Origin of the sequence: Promicromonospora soli, from assembly GCF_014653785.1 — a bacterium.
Taxonomy (GTDB): Bacteria; Actinomycetota; Actinomycetes; order Actinomycetales; family Cellulomonadaceae; genus Promicromonospora; species Promicromonospora soli.
On record NZ_BNAS01000004.1, the window covers coordinates 356961 to 374524 of the forward strand.

Annotated in this window: 16 protein-coding genes and 1 tRNA gene; 4 read left to right on the top strand and 13 right to left on the bottom strand. The window is 69.7% G+C overall.

From position 1 onward, the window contains the following. Positions 1 to 25: 25 nt before the first annotated feature. Positions 26 to 1255 (bottom strand): aminotransferase class V-fold PLP-dependent enzyme, encoded by a 1230-nt coding sequence (locus IE250_RS14750; RefSeq protein ID WP_189670028.1) that lies wholly within the window; start codon positions 1253 to 1255, stop codon positions 26 to 28. 148 nt (positions 1256 to 1403) lie between these two features. On the opposite strand from IE250_RS14750, the gene IE250_RS14755 reads away from it, so the two are divergent. Continuing rightward, positions 1404 to 2105 carry a FadR/GntR family transcriptional regulator gene (locus IE250_RS14755; RefSeq protein ID WP_189670029.1) on the top strand — a complete coding sequence of 234 codons (702 nt, stop codon included), beginning with the start codon at positions 1404 to 1406 and terminating at the stop codon, positions 2103 to 2105. Between the two features lie 36 nt (positions 2106 to 2141). Here the strand turns inward: IE250_RS14755 and IE250_RS14760 are convergent, their stop codons facing one another. The 10 genes from IE250_RS14760 to IE250_RS14805 all read right to left on the bottom strand — a co-directional run bounded on the left by IE250_RS14760 (position 2142) and on the right by IE250_RS14805 (position 10991). Further along, positions 2142 to 3326: an MFS transporter gene (locus IE250_RS14760; RefSeq protein WP_189670030.1), complete on the bottom strand. Its 1185-nt coding sequence runs from the start codon at positions 3324 to 3326 to the stop codon at positions 2142 to 2144. Further along, positions 3323 to 4657, bottom strand: a complete 1335-nt coding sequence (locus tag IE250_RS14765; protein WP_189670031.1) for an NtaA/DmoA family FMN-dependent monooxygenase — start codon at positions 4655 to 4657, stop codon at positions 3323 to 3325. The genes IE250_RS14760 and IE250_RS14765 overlap by 4 nt, the downstream gene beginning before the upstream one ends. Then, on the bottom strand, positions 4654 to 5328 hold the full coding sequence (locus IE250_RS14770; protein ID WP_189670032.1) for a cysteine hydrolase family protein: 675 nt from the start codon (positions 5326 to 5328) through the stop codon (positions 4654 to 4656). The genes IE250_RS14765 and IE250_RS14770 overlap by 4 nt, the downstream gene beginning before the upstream one ends. Beyond that, positions 5325 to 6401, bottom strand: a complete 1077-nt coding sequence (locus IE250_RS14775; protein ID WP_189670033.1) for an LLM class flavin-dependent oxidoreductase — start codon at positions 6399 to 6401, stop codon at positions 5325 to 5327. The genes IE250_RS14770 and IE250_RS14775 overlap by 4 nt, the downstream gene beginning before the upstream one ends. 29 nt (positions 6402 to 6430) lie before the next feature. Further along, on the bottom strand, positions 6431 to 7528 hold the full coding sequence (locus tag IE250_RS14780) for an ABC transporter substrate-binding protein (RefSeq protein ID WP_189670034.1): 1098 nt from the start codon (positions 7526 to 7528) through the stop codon (positions 6431 to 6433). A gap of 113 nt (positions 7529 to 7641) precedes the next feature. Beyond that, a complete protein-coding gene (locus IE250_RS14785) occupies positions 7642 to 8502 on the bottom strand; it encodes an ABC transporter permease (protein WP_229872473.1) in 861 nt (286 codons plus the stop codon). A gap of 8 nt (positions 8503 to 8510) precedes the next feature. Continuing rightward, a complete protein-coding gene (locus IE250_RS14790) occupies positions 8511 to 9338 on the bottom strand; it encodes an ABC transporter ATP-binding protein (RefSeq protein WP_189670035.1) in 828 nt (275 codons plus the stop codon). A gap of 1 nt (position 9339) precedes the next feature. Continuing rightward, complete coding sequence (locus IE250_RS14795) at positions 9340 to 9855, bottom strand: flavin reductase family protein (RefSeq protein WP_189670036.1); 516 nt, start codon at positions 9853 to 9855, stop codon at positions 9340 to 9342. Next, a complete protein-coding gene (locus tag IE250_RS14800; protein WP_189670037.1) occupies positions 9852 to 10391 on the bottom strand; it encodes an NADPH-dependent FMN reductase in 540 nt (179 codons plus the stop codon). Before IE250_RS14800 ends, IE250_RS14795 begins: the two co-directional genes overlap by 4 nt. A gap of 159 nt (positions 10392 to 10550) precedes the next feature. Beyond that, positions 10551 to 10991, bottom strand: coding sequence for a hypothetical protein (locus IE250_RS14805; protein ID WP_189670038.1), 441 nt, complete (start codon positions 10989 to 10991; stop codon positions 10551 to 10553). A gap of 243 nt (positions 10992 to 11234) precedes the next feature. On the opposite strand from IE250_RS14805, the gene IE250_RS14810 reads away from it, so the two are divergent. Beyond that, a complete protein-coding gene (locus IE250_RS14810) occupies positions 11235 to 12401 on the top strand; it encodes a mandelate racemase/muconate lactonizing enzyme family protein (protein ID WP_189670039.1) in 1167 nt (388 codons plus the stop codon). 275 nt (positions 12402 to 12676) lie between these two features. Continuing rightward, positions 12677 to 12874 carry an SDR family oxidoreductase gene (locus IE250_RS24570; RefSeq protein WP_229872474.1) on the top strand — a complete coding sequence of 66 codons (198 nt, stop codon included), beginning with the start codon at positions 12677 to 12679 and terminating at the stop codon, positions 12872 to 12874. 65 nt (positions 12875 to 12939) lie between these two features. Here the strand turns inward: IE250_RS24570 and IE250_RS14820 are convergent, their stop codons facing one another. Next, complete coding sequence (locus IE250_RS14820) at positions 12940 to 14709, bottom strand: cellulase family glycosylhydrolase (protein ID WP_189670040.1); 1770 nt, start codon at positions 14707 to 14709, stop codon at positions 12940 to 12942. A 327-nt stretch (positions 14710 to 15036) separates the two neighbouring features. Here IE250_RS14820 and IE250_RS14825 point away from each other — a divergent pair, with 327 nt between their 5' ends. Next, the gene (locus tag IE250_RS14825; protein ID WP_189670041.1) at positions 15037 to 17106 is read left to right on the top strand and encodes a glycoside hydrolase family 36 protein; all 2070 of its coding nucleotides are present in this window, start codon (positions 15037 to 15039) and stop codon (positions 17104 to 17106) included. A 283-nt stretch (positions 17107 to 17389) separates the two neighbouring features. On the opposite strand, the gene IE250_RS14830 is transcribed toward IE250_RS14825, so the two are convergent. After that, positions 17390 to 17463 (bottom strand) — tRNA-Pro (locus IE250_RS14830). Positions 17464 to 17564 lie beyond the last annotated feature (101 nt).

Here is a 17564-nt window from a genome sequence, read left to right on the forward strand (position 1 = left end):
GGTGATGACTGTGGCGTGCCGCTGGTCAGCGGCCTCGGCGTTCGTCGGCGAACGCCAGGATCTGGGGAACCGCCCGCTCGACGAACGCGTCGAAGTCGCGCGGCTCGGTGTACAGGTGCGCCGAGAGGCGCAGGTAGCCGACGCCCGCGACGCTCGTGAAGGCCGACTCGACGCCGGCGAGGTCCAGCAGGCGCAGGCGCAGCTCGTCGGCGTCCGTACGGTCCCGTCCGAGCCCGTCGGGCAGGCGGAGCAGACGCATCGACACGACGGGCATGCCGACGTCGGTGGCCACCGGGGCGTCGACGTACGGCTGGAGGGCCGCGCCGATGACGGCGGTGCCGTGGTCGGCGAGCGCCGTCATGGTCTCGCGGGCGCGCGCCCAGCCGTACTCCCGCTCGACGAAGTCGATGGCGCGAGGTGAGGCGATGTAGCTGGTCGTGTCCATGGTGCCCTGGGTGTCGAACCGCTCGGGGTAGCGCTCTTCGGCGCCCCACGAGTCGATGAGGGGCCACAGGTCGTCCCGGTCGGCGGCCTGCGTGACGAGCAGGGCCGAGCCGCGCGGGGCGCAGGGCCACTTGTGCAGGTTGCCGAACCACCAGTCGGCGCCGGCGTCGGCCGCGGCGTCCGCGATGAGGCCAGGGGCGTGCGCGCCGTCCACCAGCACGCGGGCGCCCCGTTCGTGAGCGAGCTCTGCGATACGGGCGGTCGGGAGGCGGCGCGCCGTGGGCGAGGTGATCTGGTCGACGACGACCAGGCGCACGGCGCCGGTCAGCTCGGCCCGGAACCGTTCGACTACCTCGTCGGCCGTCGCGGCGAGCGGGAGGGCGACCGTCCGTACGCGGGCGCCGAAGCGGCGGGCGAGCCGGCGGACACCCATGGTGACGGCGCCGTAGCCGTGGTCGGTGACGAGGATCTCGTCGCCGGGCTCCAGCCGCAGGGCGTTGAGCACGACCGTCGCGGCCGCCGATGCGTTCGGCACGAATGCCGTGTCCTCGGCCCGGGCGCCGACGAAGGGCGCGACCTCCCGGCGGGCGGCTGCGACGAGCTCGGGCGCGCGGGGGAACCAGGCGACGGGACTCAGGTCGGCCTGCCGGCGCAGCTCGTCCTGGTGGCGCACCACCTCGGTGGGCACCGCGCCATAGGAGCCGTGGTTGAGGTGCACGACCGCCTGGTCCAGCGGCCACGCATCCCGTGCCGGTCCCCCGGACGCGAGTCGGACGGGCGCCGGAGCCGGAGCCGTGCGCGTCTGGTCCATCTACACCCTTTCTGGTAGTTGTCGGACAACCATGGCAGATCAGACACGACAGCACCAGGGATTCCGCGCAAACGACACAGATTTGTAGGACAGGTTTTACGGACGCGAAATGTCCGCCGCGCCCCGGAGAAACTGACATCCTGGGGGGATGCACGAGGTGAGCGCAGTCGAGACAGCCCTGCATGGGCTGCGTACCCTGATCGCCGACGGCTCGCTCCAGCCGGGTGACCGGATGCCCAGCGAGGGAGAACTGAGCGAGCGGCTCGGCGTCTCACGTGGGTCGATCCGCGAGGCGATCCGCACGCTCTCGGCCCTCGGCGTCGTCGAGACCCGCCGTGGCGCGGGCACGTTCGTCGGCGAGCTGCGCGCCGCCGACATGATCCGGACGCTGTCCCTCACCGTCGGGCTGCTGCCCCTGGAGTCGATCCTCGAGCTCTACGAGCTGCGCCGCGTGCTGGAGGCGCACGCCGTCGCTCTCTCGGCCGCACGCTGCGACGACGCGACGCTCGCCGCGCTGGGCGGCCTGCTCGACCGGCTGGAGGCGAGCGAGGACGTGGACGAGCAGTCGGCGCTCGACCACGAGTTCCACATGGGCATCGTGCGGCTCTGCGGCAACGAGTCGCTCGGGTCGATGGTGTCGGTGCTGCGGTCGCGGTCGCGCGCCTACCCGGTCCTCACCCCGGAGACCAAGCGGGTCTCCGACGCCGGCCACCGAGCGATCCTGGGCGCCCTGGTGTCACGCGATCCCGTCGCCGCCTCCGTAGCGGCGGCGGCGCACGTCGCCCAGAGCGAGGTGTGGCTGCGGGAACGCCGTCCCGCACCCGAGGCAATGGTGGGCCCCGAGGTGTGAGTGTGCGGTCGCTGGTCCCTGGTTTGATCGATCGATTCACGCGCGACGCACGCGCACGAGCAGCAGCGTCATCGCGAGGGCGGGCACCGCGGCCAGCATCGCCAGGCCGGCTCCCGCGTCGGTGAGGTCGACGAGGCCGAACACCGCGAGGGGCCCGACCGCCGCGCCGACGTCTCCGGCGGTGCGGGTGACGCCGACGGCCCCGCCCGACGAGCGACCGGGGAACACCTCGGCGGTCACGACGCTCGGCACGACGTTCGCCAGGCTCGTGGCCACCGCGTAGACGACGATCGCGAGACCGAACCATACGGGTGACGACAGCACCCCGAACGCCGCGGTCGCCGCGACGACCCCGACGATCGACAGCACGATGACCGCGACGCGGCCCCCGGCATCCACCCATCGTCCGACCACACCTAGCGCCGCCGCGCTGACGACCGTCCCGAGCGCGAACGCGATCCCGAGGGTCAGCGGTTCGAGGCCGCCGTGGTCGTACGCGAGCACGGGGATGAGTCCCTGTTCTCCGGCGAACCTGGCGAAGAACAGGCCGAAAGACACGATCGCCAGCGTGACGAGCGTCGCCGAACGCCGCGGCGCGGGCGCCGGGTCGGCGTCCGGCTCCGTGCCGCCACGAGGCGCGAGCGCACCCCAGTACCCGGATGCCGGACGGACGAGGTCGGCGGCGACGGCGACGAGCACCGGCACCGCCGCCGCCACGAACGCCGCCGGCACCCCGCCGAGGGTGACCGCGATGCCACCGATCAGGGACCCGACGGCGGCGGCACCCATCTGCACGATCGTCGCGATCGACACGACACGACCACGACGCACGGGCGGGGCACCGGCGAACAGCACCGCGAAGCCGAGGGTGATGGCGGCTCCGGCAAGAAGTCCGGCGACCAGGCGCAGGGCGATGAGCCACTCCGCACTGGTCGCGAACCCCGTCGCCGCGGTCACGCCGGCGAGCACGACCAGCACGATGAGCACGAAGGGGCGCGCGGGCACCCGTCGCAGGGCGAGACCGGCCGGCACGTTCGCGATGACCCGGCCGATCGCGAAGGCGGCGATGATCGTGCCGAGCTGCGCCGCCTGGATCCGCAGGTCGTCGACGAACAGCGGCAGCACGGGCACGACCACGCCCCACGTCATCTGCGCGGTGCCGATCAGCGCGCACACCTGCAGGGCCTGGCCGAGCCCGGGCTCGGGCCGCACGACGGTCATGCCCGCAGGTTCTCGCGCAGCAGGCCACCGGGGGTGCGGGGGGCGAGCACGCCGCGGCGGCCGAGCTCGGGCACGAGCAGCTCGGCGATGTCTGCGAGACCTGACGGAGTCGCGAGCGGCGTCGTGAACATGTATCCGCCGCGCGATCCGGTCGCGGCGAAGTTCTCCTCGAGCTGGTCGGCGACCTGCGCGGGGGTACCGATCGCGCTGTGGTCCAGCCCCGTGGCGCTGCGCCAGCCGTGCTCGAAGAACTCCGCCCGACTGATCTCGTGGTCGGGGCCGCACTCATCGATCAGCGACCCGACGAACCCACCGGGAGAGGCCTGGGCAGCGCGAATCTGCTCGGCGAGCTCGCCCAGCACGATGCGCTCGGGCACGCGCGAGAAGTCGAAGCCGGCGTTGTGCGAGATGTAGGCCCCGACCGCGTCCTCGCTCCAGAACTCGAGCACCGCGTCACGCCGGGTGCGCGCCTCGTCCTCCGTGCGTCCGACGATCACCTGCGTCGCCCACAGGATGCCGACCTGCCGCGGATCGCGCCCTTCGGCCGCGAGGGCTTCGTCGAGCATCCGCCGATGGCGCTGCTGCGACGCGACCGCGCCGCCGAAGCCGAACACGACGTCGGCGAACTTCGCCGACGCGGCGACACCGCGCGGGGAGTTCCCGGCCTGTACGAGAACCGGACGCCCCTGCGGACTCGGCATCGTGCTGAGCGGGCCCTTGACCTTGAAGAACTGCCCCTCGTGGCCGATCGCCGCGACCTTCGACGGATCGGCGAAACGGCCCGTCTCCCGGTCCATCACGATCGCCTCGGCGGGAACTGAGTCCCACAGCGCCTGGCAGACCTCGACGAACTCCTCCATCCGCTCGTAGCGCAGCCCGTGCTCAAGCAGCTGGTCGAACCCGTAGTTGGCGGCATCCGCGCTGCGGCTCGAGGCGACCACGTTGAACGCGATGCGCCCCGCCGTGACGTGGTCGAGCGAGTTCAGCAGCCGCGCGACATAGAAGGGGTGCATGAACGTCGAGGAATAGGTGAGACCGAACCCGATGTCGCGCGTGACGCCGGCCATGGCTGCGATGAACGGGCTCATGTCCTGGCGCGGCCACTGCACGCCCCACTCCACCGCCGGATCGATCGACCCGCGCCACGTGTCGGGGATGCCGCTGCCGTCGCCGAAGAACAGCAGGTGCATGCCGGCGCGCTCGGCTGTGACGGCGATCTCCTGGAACATCCGCACATCGGGGAAGGCACGGCCCACCCACGACCCCGGGCGTGCCCAGCGCCCCTCGGTGTGGGTGAACGACAGGTCGAAAGCTACGTGCATGCCGCTCATGCGATCACCTCCGCGACGAGGGCGGCACGGCCGGCCCACACGCCCTCGACCTGGGCGGTGTCGGCGACCACCGCGACGTTGAGCGCGAGGGAGGCGACCGCCGCACGATGGATGTCGCCGGCGTAGGCGGCGGTGGCGTCGTCGACCAGGAGCACCGGCCAGCCGAGCTGGAAGGCGTCGGTGGCGGTGGCTGCCACGCAGCACTCCGTCGTCAGACCGGCCACCGCGACCCACTCGATGCCGTCGGCTGCGAGCCGTTCGGCGAGGTCGGTGCCGACGAATCCGCTGTAGCCGCGCTTGACGATGCGCGGCTCGCCCGTCAGGGGTGTCACGCCGTACCACTCGGCGCCCCGCGACCCGAGTACGCACGGCTCCTCGGGTCCCACTGGTGCATCGAGGTTCCCCGTCCGCAACCAGGCGCTCGCACGCCACGGCTCGTCGGCAGGGGTGCCGAGCTCCACCCAGTACACCGGCACGCCGCGCCGGCGGGCGCCGTCCACCAGCGCCGCGCACCGCGTCACGGCGGCGGCGACTGCCGCCTCGGCCGCGGCGTCCAGCCCGTACGGAGCGAGGAGGGCGGGGTCGCCGAACGAGCGCTGGACGTCCACCACGATCAGCGCACCCGCCTCGGGGACGAGAGCGGCGAGCTGGCGGTCGCGCAGGGCCGTCACGAGGCGACCTCCACCACGGGGGCGGACGCCGCGCGCAGCGACGGCAGCACGGTCTCGCCGAAGCGCGGCAGACCCTCGAGGTAGTCGGGGAAGATGAGCATCAGACCGTCGAGCTCGGCGGCATCGACGATCTCGAGCACGCGCTCGGCGATCGTCGCCGCCGACCCGGTGACGTACGGGGTCTGGAACGCCTCTTCGCCCTGGGCGCTCTGCGCCCACGACAGTGCACGCTCGGGTGCCCAGCCCCACGAACGGCGCATGTTCGACAACGCCTCGCGGTCGAGGCCGTCGCCGTAGTGCGCGACCAGCGCCTCGGCCTCGGCATCCGTCTCGGCCTGCACGATGGTCAGCATCGAGTAGGTGCGTACCGTGCGACCCGCCGCGGCGGCGCGCTCGTGCACGTCGCGCGACAGGTCGCGCATGCCCTCGAGACTCTCCGACCCGAGGAAGGCCCCGTCGGCGTACTGCGCCTGGAAGGCCCTGCCGCGGTCGGAGCGCCCCGCCGAGATGATCGTCGGCCGCGGGTCAGGAAGCGGACGCGACTCGCAGTCGGTGAGGGTGAAGAAGTCGCCGTGCATCGTCACCGACGGCTCCGACCACAGCCGCAGCACGGCCTGCGTCCACTCCTCGGTCATCGCGTACCGCTCGTCGTGCGACATGGTCTCGTCCCAGATGCCCATCTGCTGGAACTCGTCGGCGTACGCACCGTTGACGATGTTCATGCCGGCCCGACCGTGACTGATCTGCTGCAGGGTGGTGAAGACCTTCGCCGCGAACGCGGGGTTCTGCATGTTCGCGTGCACGGTGGCCCAGATCTTCACCTTCTCGGTGGCCTCGGCCAGCCCCGCCATCATGGTCATCGACTCGAGCGTCTCGCCCCAGTGGTCGGTTTCGCCGCCGAATCCGCGCCACTTGGCCATCGCCATGATGAAGTCGAGCCCGACCTCTTCGGCCAGCCGCGCGACCTGACGGTTGTAGTCGTAGCTCGCAGGCGGGTACGGCGCCGTCTTCGAGATCATCCAGCCGCCCGCCGCATTGGGCAGGAAGACGCCGTACTCCTTGTGCTCACTCATGTGGTGCTCCTTCTCGAAAGGTCTGCCGGTCACGGGGCGGGCCAGATCAGCTCGCCGTCGGCGAAGATCGCGTCGACGTACGACGTCTCGAACAGGCCGAGCGCCTCGTCCTCGCTGATGTCGTTCTCCAGCAGCGAGAAACCGTTCAGCAGGTCGACGATGGCCACGACGTTCTCTTCGTCGATGGCTCCGAAGTTCGCGCCGTCGCGCTGCGACTCGCGGACGATCTCGGTCTCGGTGGTCCAGATGTTGACGTTGTGGTCGACGTCGTAGCCTTCGCCGGACAGCTCCGCGGTGTACCCGACGCACTCCTCGGCGTTGGCCTCGCAGTACTCGAACGCGTGGAACGACGCCCGCAGGAAGTCCTCCACGACTCCTGGATGCTCGTCGGCGAATGCCGGGTTCACCGCGAGGGAACCGAGCGACGACGGCACGCCGAAGTCATAGGGGCGCCAGACCGTGACGTCCTCGCCCGAGGCGGTGAGCAGGTTCGGCTCGTTCGAGATGAACCCGGTGAGCGAGTCGACCTGGCCGCGCGGCAGGATCGAGGGGTCGTAGCCCACCACGACCTGCTGCATGCTGTCGACGTCGGCGCCGGCCTCGTCGAGCATCGCCTCGACCGCCGCCGGAAGACCGCCCTTGTGGCCGAGGATGGTGCCGTCGAGCTCAGCGAGGTCGGTGACCTCCGGCATCGTCATGAGGATCTCCAGCCCGACGTTCGAGTACGACGAGATGCCGCGCAGGTCGATGCCGGTGTCGTGGGCCTGCAGCAGGTTCTGCTGGCTGACCGAGGTGAACTGCACCTGATCGGAGGCCACGAGCTGCGTGTTCTGGCCGGTGTCTCCGGTGCCGGGCTGGATCTCGACGTCGAGGCACAGGGCGTCGAAGTAGCCCAGCTCGTCGGCGGCGACGATCTCGAGGATCGATGCCGACGCCTGGTACTGGTAGCCGGTGAGGAAGGTGATGGTGCCGGCGGCTTCGTTCTCGGCGCAACGTTCGGCCGAGATGGCCGAACCGGCGTCGGAGGCCGCGGCGGTGTCGTCACCGGTGGCGCAGCCGGCGAGCGCGACGAGCGCGGTGGCGGCGGCGCCGACGACGACGGAACTAGTGAGGATGCGGGGGGTCATGGTTCTCCTTCGTTGCGCGGGGGGCGCAAAAGGGCGCGCTCGACCGGGGTACCGGGCGCGGGAGGGGATGGAGCCGGTGGAAGCTGTCGTGCGGGTGGTGACGGCGGGGAGGATTACTCGGATTCGGATCGATGCGTCTCGTGCCAGTGCAGGACGCGCCGTTCGACCGCGGTGACGATCGCGAGAAGTGATGCGCCCATGAGGGCGAGGATGAAGATCGACGTGTAGACCACCGCCAGCTGGTTGTTGGAGCTGGCAAGACTGATGGCGGTGCCGAGTCCGTCGGCGGCCCCGGGCGCGAACATCTCGGCGACGACCGCGCCGACGATCGAGAGCGGGAAGACGATCTTCAGCGCCGCGAACAGGTACGGCAGCGCGCTGGGTGCCCGCACGTGCCACAGGAGCTCGGCACGGGACGCGTGCACGGTGCGGTAGAGCTGCAGCACCGGCGTCGGCACCGACCGCAGCCCGACCGTGAGGTTGATGAGTATCGGGAAGAAGCAGATGAGGGCGGTGACGATGAGCTTCGGCTCGGGGCCGAACCCGAAGGCGACCACGAGAGCGGGGGCGATCGCGACCAGCGGCGTGACGTTGAGCACGACCGCGACCGGCATCACCGCGCGACGGATGACGGGCACCTCGCTGACGGCGACGGCAAGCACCGACGAGCAGACGAACGCGATCGCCAGGCCGATCAGCGCCTCCTGCAGGGTGATCCACGCATTCTCGAGGTAGTACAGCGGGTTCGACGCGAGCGCCTTCCCCACCGCGTCCAGCGGGGGCAGCAGGTAGGGCATCGCCTCGGCGACCAGCTGCCACAGCACCGCCAGCACCACGACCATCACGACGATCGGCGCCCAGCGGCTGGGACGGAGGAACTTCGGGAACCGCCGGGCGGCTCCCTCGCGTGCCGAAGCGGAGGCCGCGGTCATCGCGGCGGCCGACGGGGCGGCGGAGGATTCGAGGGTGGTCATGTCGACTCCTAGGCCGCTGAGGGCAGGTCGGGCGAGTGCCATGCCGACTGCAGGCACTCGCGGATGAGGTTCTCGTAGTGGTGGAACGCGTCGGACGTGAACCGATCCCAGCGGCGCGGACGCGGCAGGTCGACGTCGATGACGTCGATGATGCGCCCCGGCCGCGGGGCCATGACGACGACCTGGTCCGACAGGCGCACCGCTTCCGACACCGAATGGGTGACGAACACGACCGTCGCCGTGGTGTCGTCCCACAGATCCAGCAGCTGCTCCTGGAGCGCCTCGCGGGTGAACTCGTCGAGGGCCGAGAAGGGCTCGTCCATGAGCAGCACGTCGGGCTGCAACCCCATCGCCCGCACGATCGCGACGCGCTGCTGCATCCCGCCCGACAGCTCCGACGGGAGCTTGTGCATCGCGTCGTCGAGGCCCACCGCGCGCAGGAGCTGCTCCATGTCGGGCATCGGCCGCGCGTCGGCGGCGCCGGCACGACGCTTGCGCGACGCCCCCCGGTTGACCTTGTGGGGCAGGGTGACGTTGTGCAGCACGTTCAGCCAGGGCAGGAGCGCCGGCGACTGCGGCACGAAGCCGACGTGCTTGCCGTCGCACGCGTCGGCGGCGCTGCCGCCGAGCACCTCGACGCTCCCGGCGTCCGGGGTCTCGAGGTCGGCGATGAGCCGCAGCAGGGTCGACTTGCCGCAGCCGGACGGGCCGATGATGCTGACGAAGCGTCCCGTGGGGATCTCGAGGTCGACGTCGTGCAGGGCGACCATGGCCGACGATCCCGACCCGTACACCTTGCGGGCCTCGGCGATGCGGATGGCGGTGTTGGCAGCCATGTCAGACCAGCTTCCGGAACGAACGGTTGTGGTAGACCAGCGGTTCTCGGTCGTTGTGGACTACCTCGTCGACCGCGATCAGCAGCATGAGATGGTCGCCGGCGGTCTGGCGGGTCTCGACGCGTCCGAGGATCGTCGCCATGGAGCCGGCGATGACCGGCACGTCGTCGCGGTCGGGGTCGAGCTCGACCGCCGCGAACTTGTCGACCCCCTTCGTGGCGAAGTGCTGGGCGATGTCGCCCTGCCCCTCGGCGAGGATGTTGACCGCGACCACTTCGGTGGCCGCGAACGCGCCGTAGCAGTCGGCCGTGTCGGCGAGGAAGACGGTCACCAGCGGCGGATTGGCCGACACCGAGGTGAAGCTGTTGGCGGTGAAGCCGTAGCGGATGCCTTCGTGCACGGTGGTGACGAGGGTCACCGAGGTGGCCATGTGGCCGAGCGTGCGCCGCAGCGGGTCGGGCGCGGAGGGGCTGGCGGGCGCGGCGTTCTGCGCGGGCGCCTTGTCGACGAGGGTCATGCCGACACCCCCGTCCCGCGTGTCGCGGCCCAGACGGCGCGCACGAGAGGCCGTCGCTGATCCACCCACGACCCGACGCGCGCCATGCGCGCGTTGGCGTCGGCGGCCTCGGTCTCGAGCACGCCCAGGGCACCGAGCGGTGTCTCGGCGCCGACCTCGTGCAGGAGCGGCACGAGGTGGAACTCGCCGGTGATGTGCGCGTGGGCGGGCGACGCGGCGACGGTCACCGCCACGGCGGGAACTCCCTGCAGCGAGGTGGGCCCGTACCCGTCGAAGAACGCCTTCAGCAGGCCGGTGTAGCTGCCCTTGTACGACGGGGTGGCGACGACGAGCAGGTCCGCAGCTGCCGCGCGCTCACGCTGAGCGGCCGCATCCTGGTTGCCCCACTCGAGCACGGCGGGGCCGAGGTCGGCGAGCTCGATGACGGAGACCTGCGCCGGGCTGTCCGCGGCGATCGCCTCGGCGAGCGCGGTCGCGACGGCGGTGGTCTTTGAAGCGGGTCTCGGGTTTCCTGAGACGACGACGATGGAACGCATGGAGCCTCCACAACTCAATACACGGGTTCGGAGGTGGAAAGCGTGCTGAGCGAATCGTCGATGCGATGTGCCCTGCGGAGGTCCACGTGGTGACGACCGTACGAGCGGAGTGTTACCCGTCGAGTGCCGCCGTGTTACGTGTTCATGAATCTCGATCCGTCAGGTGTCCTCGAGCGGGCGGAGCGCGCCCGAGACCGGGTCGTAGACGAAAACCTCGACACCGAGGTCGCGGGAAGCGACCCGCACCCAGCCGGTCGGTGCGAAGGCGGGGGTCACCGACGGGGTGATGCACAGCACCTGCCGGGCGCCGGGGAAGAGCGCCCGGGTGACCCAGACGAGCTTGAACATGTTTGCCGTGACCCGGTTGCGGTACGCCGACGTGAACTCGCCCGTGTTCGCGATGAGCTGTGCGAACACCGCTCCGTCCGCGTCGACGGCTTCGACCTCGCACCGGGTCACGCCGTCGACCGTCACCGTCGCCGGGCCGAGCACTCGCCCGAACGCGGCGCTCATCGAGGCGAGCATGCCGGCGGCGATCGAGTCCGCGGCGAAGCGGCTGCGGGTGGGATCGAGCTCGATCCGGCGGGACGGGGCTTCCATCCGCACAGGGTAGGAAGCGCACGTTTCCGCTCCGTTTCCCACAGGCGGGCCACCCGGGCCACCTGGCCGAGGAGCCTCTTGTGACTCTTCCCCCCGGCCGCAAACGAGTAGGACGCCGGGCGGTCCAGCTCCTGAGCAGGTCAGCCGTTGCGAACGACCGGGGGCGGTGACCGCACCACCGAAGTTTCAGGAACGGGCCGGTTCCATAAGATGTGAGATACAGGATGCGAGGTGCGGAACTCAATGAGGATCGTTTCTGTCCACGAAGGCGTGGTCCCGATCAGCTCCCAGATCCGGAACGCCTGGATCGACTTCAGCACCATGGACTGCTCGATCGTGGCGCTGGTCAGCGACGTCGTCCGTGACGGCAAGCCGGTGGTCGGGTACGGCTTCAGCTCCAACGGTCGCTATAGCGCCGGCGAGATCCTTCGACGCCGTGTCCTGCCGCGGCTGATGGCGGCGGAGCCGGACGCGCTCATCAACGACGCGGGCGAGCTGGACCCCACCAAGGCCTGGCCCATCGTGATGAACAACGAGAAGCCCGGGGGCCACGGTGAGCGCTCGGTCGCTGTCGGGGTGGTCGACATGGCCTTGTTCGACCTCGCGTCGAAGATCGCCGGCCAGCCGCTGTACCGGTATTTGTCCGAGCGCTACGGCGATGGCCAGCCGGATGACAAGGTGTTCGTCTACGCCGCCGGCGGCTATTACGCCCCGGACAAGGGCATGCGGGATCTGCAGGACGAGATGCGGGGCTTCCTCGACCGGGGGTACCGGGTCGTCAAGATGAAGATCGGGGGCGCGGACCTGTCGGAGGACCTCAAGCGCATCGAGGCCGTCCTCGAGGTGCTGGACGGCGACGGGTCGCGTCTCGCGGTCGACGTCAACGGCCGCTTCGATCTGGCGACGGCGCTCGAGTACGGCCGCGCGATCGAGCCTTACGGCCTGTTCTGGTACGAGGAGGTCGGCGACCCCCTCGACTACCGGCTGAACGCAGTCCTGGCGGAGCACTACCGCGGATCGATCGCGACGGGAGAGAACCTGTTTTCCCTCCAGGACGCCCGGAACCTGATCCGCTACGGCGGGATGCGCCCTGACCGCGACTACCTGCAGTTCGACCCTGCTCTGAGCTACGGCCTGACCGAGTATCTCCGCACCCAGGAGATGCTCGCCCAGCATGGCTGGTCCTCACGCCGCTGCATCCCCCACGGGGGCCACCAGTTCTCGCTGCACATCGCGGCCGCGCTCAAGCTCGGCGGGAACGAGTCCTACCCAGGCGAGTTCCAGCCGACCGGCGGTTTCGCCGACGACGCCGTGGTGGACGACAGCTACGTCGGCCTGACCGAGATGCCCGGCATCGGCTTCGAGGGCAAGGCGAGGTTCTACGAGGTGCTCCGCGCCCTGCATGCGTGACCCTTCAGGCCCCCCACCGCCGGGCCCCCGCCCGAGCGGGCCGGACGCACGGCGATGCCGAGTCAGCGTAGGCGCCCAGTAGGCACCTTCGGCCCTCGGGAACGACGAAGCCCATCAGCACCGATGAGTATCGATGCTGGTGGGCCTATGTCGGGCTGACTGGATTCGAACCAGCGACCCTCTGCTCCCAACCTAGGACGTTCTCTCGACAATTCGTCGAGCGGTCCGAACATCCTGGTGGCCCCGGGACTGGTGCTGACTGTCCGGCACGTGCTGTGCCGCGATGGGAGACCTGCCGGGGCGACTATGCCGCGCTGCAGCGCTACGGCCGCCCCGAAGAGATCGCCGAAGTCGTCGCCTTCTGCGCAAGCGAACGACCCGGCTACCTCACCGGCACCGAGATCCTCTGCGACTGCGGCGCCACAGCCGGTCTCACCCGCAAAGACCGCCTCGCCATGGCACGCGGCAAATGACGACAGTCCACGACAGCAAAGCGGCGTGGGCACCTGGGTGTCCACGCCGCTTTGCTGGTTGCCGCCTAGGCGGAGGTTCCGGTCACGGTCGTGCCGGACTTGGTGACGGTGTACTCGATCGTGTCGCCGCCCCAGAAGTGGAACGTGAGGGTGACGGGCTCGTCGTCCCTGACCTCGTTGAAGAAGTCAGGGGTGAGGCTGATCGTGCCGGCGCCGTAGTCGGGCCGGTAGGTCGCCCAGAACTCCTTGAAGGCGGTCCACGTGTGGGGCCCGGCGTTGGTGCCGTCGGCGTACTTGGCCTCCATCGTGGCGACCTGGTCGCCGTTGAACTCGGTCGGAATCGCGAAGCACGAGGAGTTGCAGGGCTCCCACCCGGACCAAGGTGCGCCGTCCATGGTCCCGGACGCGTCCGAGAGCTGCGCCTTGTCGTAGGTGATGATGTGGATCGCCCAAGGCAGGCCGTCCGAGAAGCGGGCTTCGATGGTCGCGTTGGTGCCATAGGCGCGGTCGCCCGCGAGACGGGTGAGCGCGGCGGCGGTCAGGGTGAGCGTGTCACCGGAGACGGTGTAGTCAGCGCCTTCGGTAAGTGCGGTGTCCCCCTGCCACAGGCCCTCGAAGTCAAGGCCGTTGCGGTTGAGGGTGAGCGACTCGTCCGCGATGGTCCCGGCCTTCTCGAGGTAGATCGAGTCGAACGAGGCGGTTCCCGAAAGCGTCGTAAAACCTGAGTCCATGTACGCCTTCAGGAGCGGGTCGCGCCATTCCAGGGTGTGGCGGTTGAGGTACGAGCCGGCGTCCCACAGCATCAAGGTCAGCTGCTCTTCGACGGCCTCGTGCGCGGTGGCCTGGAAGAACTTCAGCAATTCGCCGTACTGCGGCGAGTTGGGCACGGTGCCGCGGGTGTAGTCGTAGCCGAGGACACCCCACTCCCCGACGATGACCGGCACGCCGTTGTCGACGAAGGTGTCATTGGTGCGCTGGAAGGAGTTCTCGAGGTCCTGCTGGGTCGCCTCGTCGTAGGTGGTGACCCCGGCGACGTTGACGCCGAAGGGCCAGAACCCGTAGAAGTGGACGGTCGCGGCGATCATCTCGTCGTCGAGCTCGTCGATGGTGGCCTTGAGCGCGTCCAGGTGCGGCTGCTCGGAGTTGGTGACCCACGTCGGCAGCACCAGGAGCCGGTCCGAGTTCTTCCCGCCGGTGGCGCGGACGGTCTCGTAGAAGTTGACGTTGAGCGTGGCGGTGTGGGCGTCCTGGTTGGCCACGTCAGTGGGGAACTGCGGTTCGTTGATGCTCTCGAAGGACAGCTCGGACGGGTAGTCCTTGAACCGCTCGGCGATCTGGGTCCACATCGCGTTGAACTTCGCCAGCACGTTCTCGCGGTCGTCCGGCAGCTCCTTGGTGAACATCTGGTCGTGGATGTTGACCAGCACCTGGAGGTCGTTCGCGATCGCCCAGTCGACGACCTGCGCGACACGCTCCATGCGCTCGGAGGAGATCGTGTAGTCCGGTCCTGGGCCGGTGTGCTCGTAGTCCCACGCCACCGGGAGGCGGATCGAGTTGTAGCCCTCGGCCTTGATGGTCTGGAGGAGTTCCTCGGTGATCGGCGGGTTGCCCCAGGCGGTCTCACCGCCGGTGTCACCGCCGAAGGCGTCGAGGGAGTTGCCGACGTTCCAGCCGGGCTGCATGGCCGCGACCTGCTCCATGGCCGTGACCGCGTGGTCCGGCGGGGACGAACGGCGCTCGGGTGTCGTCTGCGCGCCGGCGGGGCCGGCGAGGCTCGCCGTCAGTGCCAGTCCGGCCGCCAGGGCTGCGAGCTTCTGCCAAGGGGGTCTTTTCACGGTATGCCCTTCTTCGCGCACATGTGGCGCTCGAAAAGGGGTGGTTGGCTCCCCATCGAGCGCGCCTCGGGTGATGCAGCGCTCCGTTGAAGCGCTTCGACAAACGTAGGGTGGGGATGGCGAGGATGCAAGCCCCAACTCCGAGCAAATCGGGCAGAAGTTGGCTCGTTTCGCTATCGTCGGGTGTCAGCTGGCGTCATGGACATTCGTCGATGCGTTTCGAGGAAGAGGCCCCAGGGCTCGGCTTCGGACGGACCCGGCCGGCGCCTCTGAGTTGGGTCATCCGAAAGATGCATAGGCGTATTTCAATCGAGAGCGGAGTGGTAAATGACATCGCAAGCCCCGTTGCATCGTGACGAGGATCCGGTCTTCGAGTGGGCCCTCCCCGGGCTCCACCTGAAGTTCGACCACCGCGACGACCGGCCCGTGCGGCTCGTGCGCCTCGCGACCGCACCCGAGGCGCCGTCAGCGGCCGCACCCTGGGCGATCATCGACGTCATCACCGCCGGCGTCGAGCACCGCGCCAGCAACGACCAGGGCCTCCTCTACTCGAGCGCCGGGCAGCGGCTCCGCTACGCGGGCCACGAATCGGACGAGACCGAGCTGCGGATCCGCCAGCGCGCACCGGAGTTCGGCGTCGAGGTGCTCAGCGTCTTCCGCGTCGCTGGACCGGGCCTCCAGATCCGACACACCGTTCGCAACGTGGCCGACCGGAGTCTCGTACTGCTCTCGGTGAGCTCAGCGCTCGTGGCCGTGCCCGCCGACGGTGCGCACGACCTCCTCTGGGGCGAGAGCGAATGGCGGGCCGAGGGGCGCTGGCGGCAGCGCCCATTGAGCGAGCTGCTGCCCGACATCGATCCCGCGATGCACGGCGGCCAGCACCCGCGCGGGCTCTTCTCGCTGACCAGCCATGGGAGCTGGTCGACTGGATCGTTCCTGCCGACCGGCGTCCTCGCGGCCGAGACCGTCCCTTCGATCGCGTGGCAGGTCGAGACCAGCGCTAGCTGGCACTGGGAGGTGGCACAGACCGGGAGCACCGTGACGGTGGGCGTGCACGGCGCGACCGACAGGCACCACCAGTTCGCCGCCCGGCTGGCGCCGGGCGAAGAGTTCACCTCGGTGCCGGCAGGACTCTGCGTCGCCGATGGCGGCCGGGACGCGGCCTTCGCGGCGCTCACCGGTTACCGGCGCGCGATCCGTGAGGTGCGCCCGGTCGATGCTCGGCTTCCGGTGGTCTACAACGACTACATGAACACTCTCATGGGCGAGCCGTCGACGGAGAAGCTACTACCGCTCATCGAGTCGGCGGCCGAGGCGGGCGCGGAGTACTTCTGCATCGACGCCGGGTGGTACGCCACGCCCGGCAGCGCCTGGTGGGTCGGCGCGGGCGAGTGGCTCGAGGCTCCCGAGCGGTTCACCGGCGGCTTGTTGTCGGTCATCGACGCCATCCGCGCCAACGGCATGCGGCCCGGGTTGTGGTTGGAGCCGGAGGCGGTCGGGGTCGAGTCGGCGATGGCGGAGCGGTTGCCGGAAGAGGCGTTCTTCCAGCGGTTCGGCGAGCGGGTGATCGTGGCGGGGAACTTCCAGCTCGACCTGCGGCATCCGGCGGCGCGCGCCCACTTGGACGAGACGGTGGACCGGCTGGTGGACGAGCTCGGGCTCGAGTTCATCAAGCTCGACTACAACAGGAACATAGGCGCCGGGACTGAAGTGGACGCCGACGCGCCAGGGGCAGGGCTGCTCGGTCACACCCGTGCCTTCCGCGACTGGCTGCTCGGTGTGCAGGCCCGGCATCCGGGAGTGCTGTTCGAGAACTGTGGTTCGGGTGCGCTGCGCATGGACTACAACCTCCTTTCGGTGGCGCATCTGCAGTCGACCTCAGACCAGGAGGACTTCCGTAAGTACGCGCCGATCGCGGCGGCGGCGCCTGCGAGCGTCCTTCCCGAGCAGGCGGGGAACTGGGCGTATCCGGCCGCGTCGATGGGTTTGGAGGAGACGGCGTTCGCGATGACGGCGGGCGTCATGGGCCGGTTGTACCTCTCCGGGTTCCTCAATGAGTTGAGCGCGGAGCAGTCCGATCTGGTGCGCGAAGCCATTGCGCTGCACAAGGACTGGCGGCATCGCATCGCCAGGTCGCATCCGGTGTGGCCGCTGGGACTTCCGGGCTGGGGGGACGAGGTGATCGCCCTGCAGCTCGACACCGGATCCGAGTCGCTGCTGGCGCTGTGGTCGCGCGGTGAGGCTGCGGAGGTCGCGCTGCCAGGGCTGCGCGGGCGGGACCTGAAGCAGGCCTACCCGGTCGCCTTGCCGGAGTGGACGATCCGCACCGACGGCGAGACGCCGGTCGTCGAGCTGCCGGCGGGGCCCGCCGCCAGGATCTTCACAGTGCAGCGGTGATCCAGGGTCCAAAGCCGGGCCGCCGGGAGCCTGCTGCGCGGTCATTCCGGCCAGCGGCAGGGTCGCTGCGGCGGCCCGGTCCACCGACCCGGGCGTGACCAGACGGTCGACCGGGATCGTCACCCGGATGGACATCCGGCGCTTGGGATATTCATCGGATCTCTATCAACCCCAACGAGCCGATTCCAGCAGGACAATCTTAGGCTCCCGAATTGGCTCCGCCCGTCACTGGGAACGACGATGCCCACCAGCGCCGATGAGTATCGATGCTGGTGGGCATATGTCGGGCTGACTGGATTCGAACCAGCGACCCTCTGCTCCCAAAGCAGATGCGCTACCAAGCTGCGCCACAGCCCGTAATCGGCGAAAACCAAGGATGACCTTGGGGTTCTCCGGACCGGCTCCCGGCCGACGCGCCCCATCATATCCGGTGGGTACGGCAGGGACGCCAGTCGTTA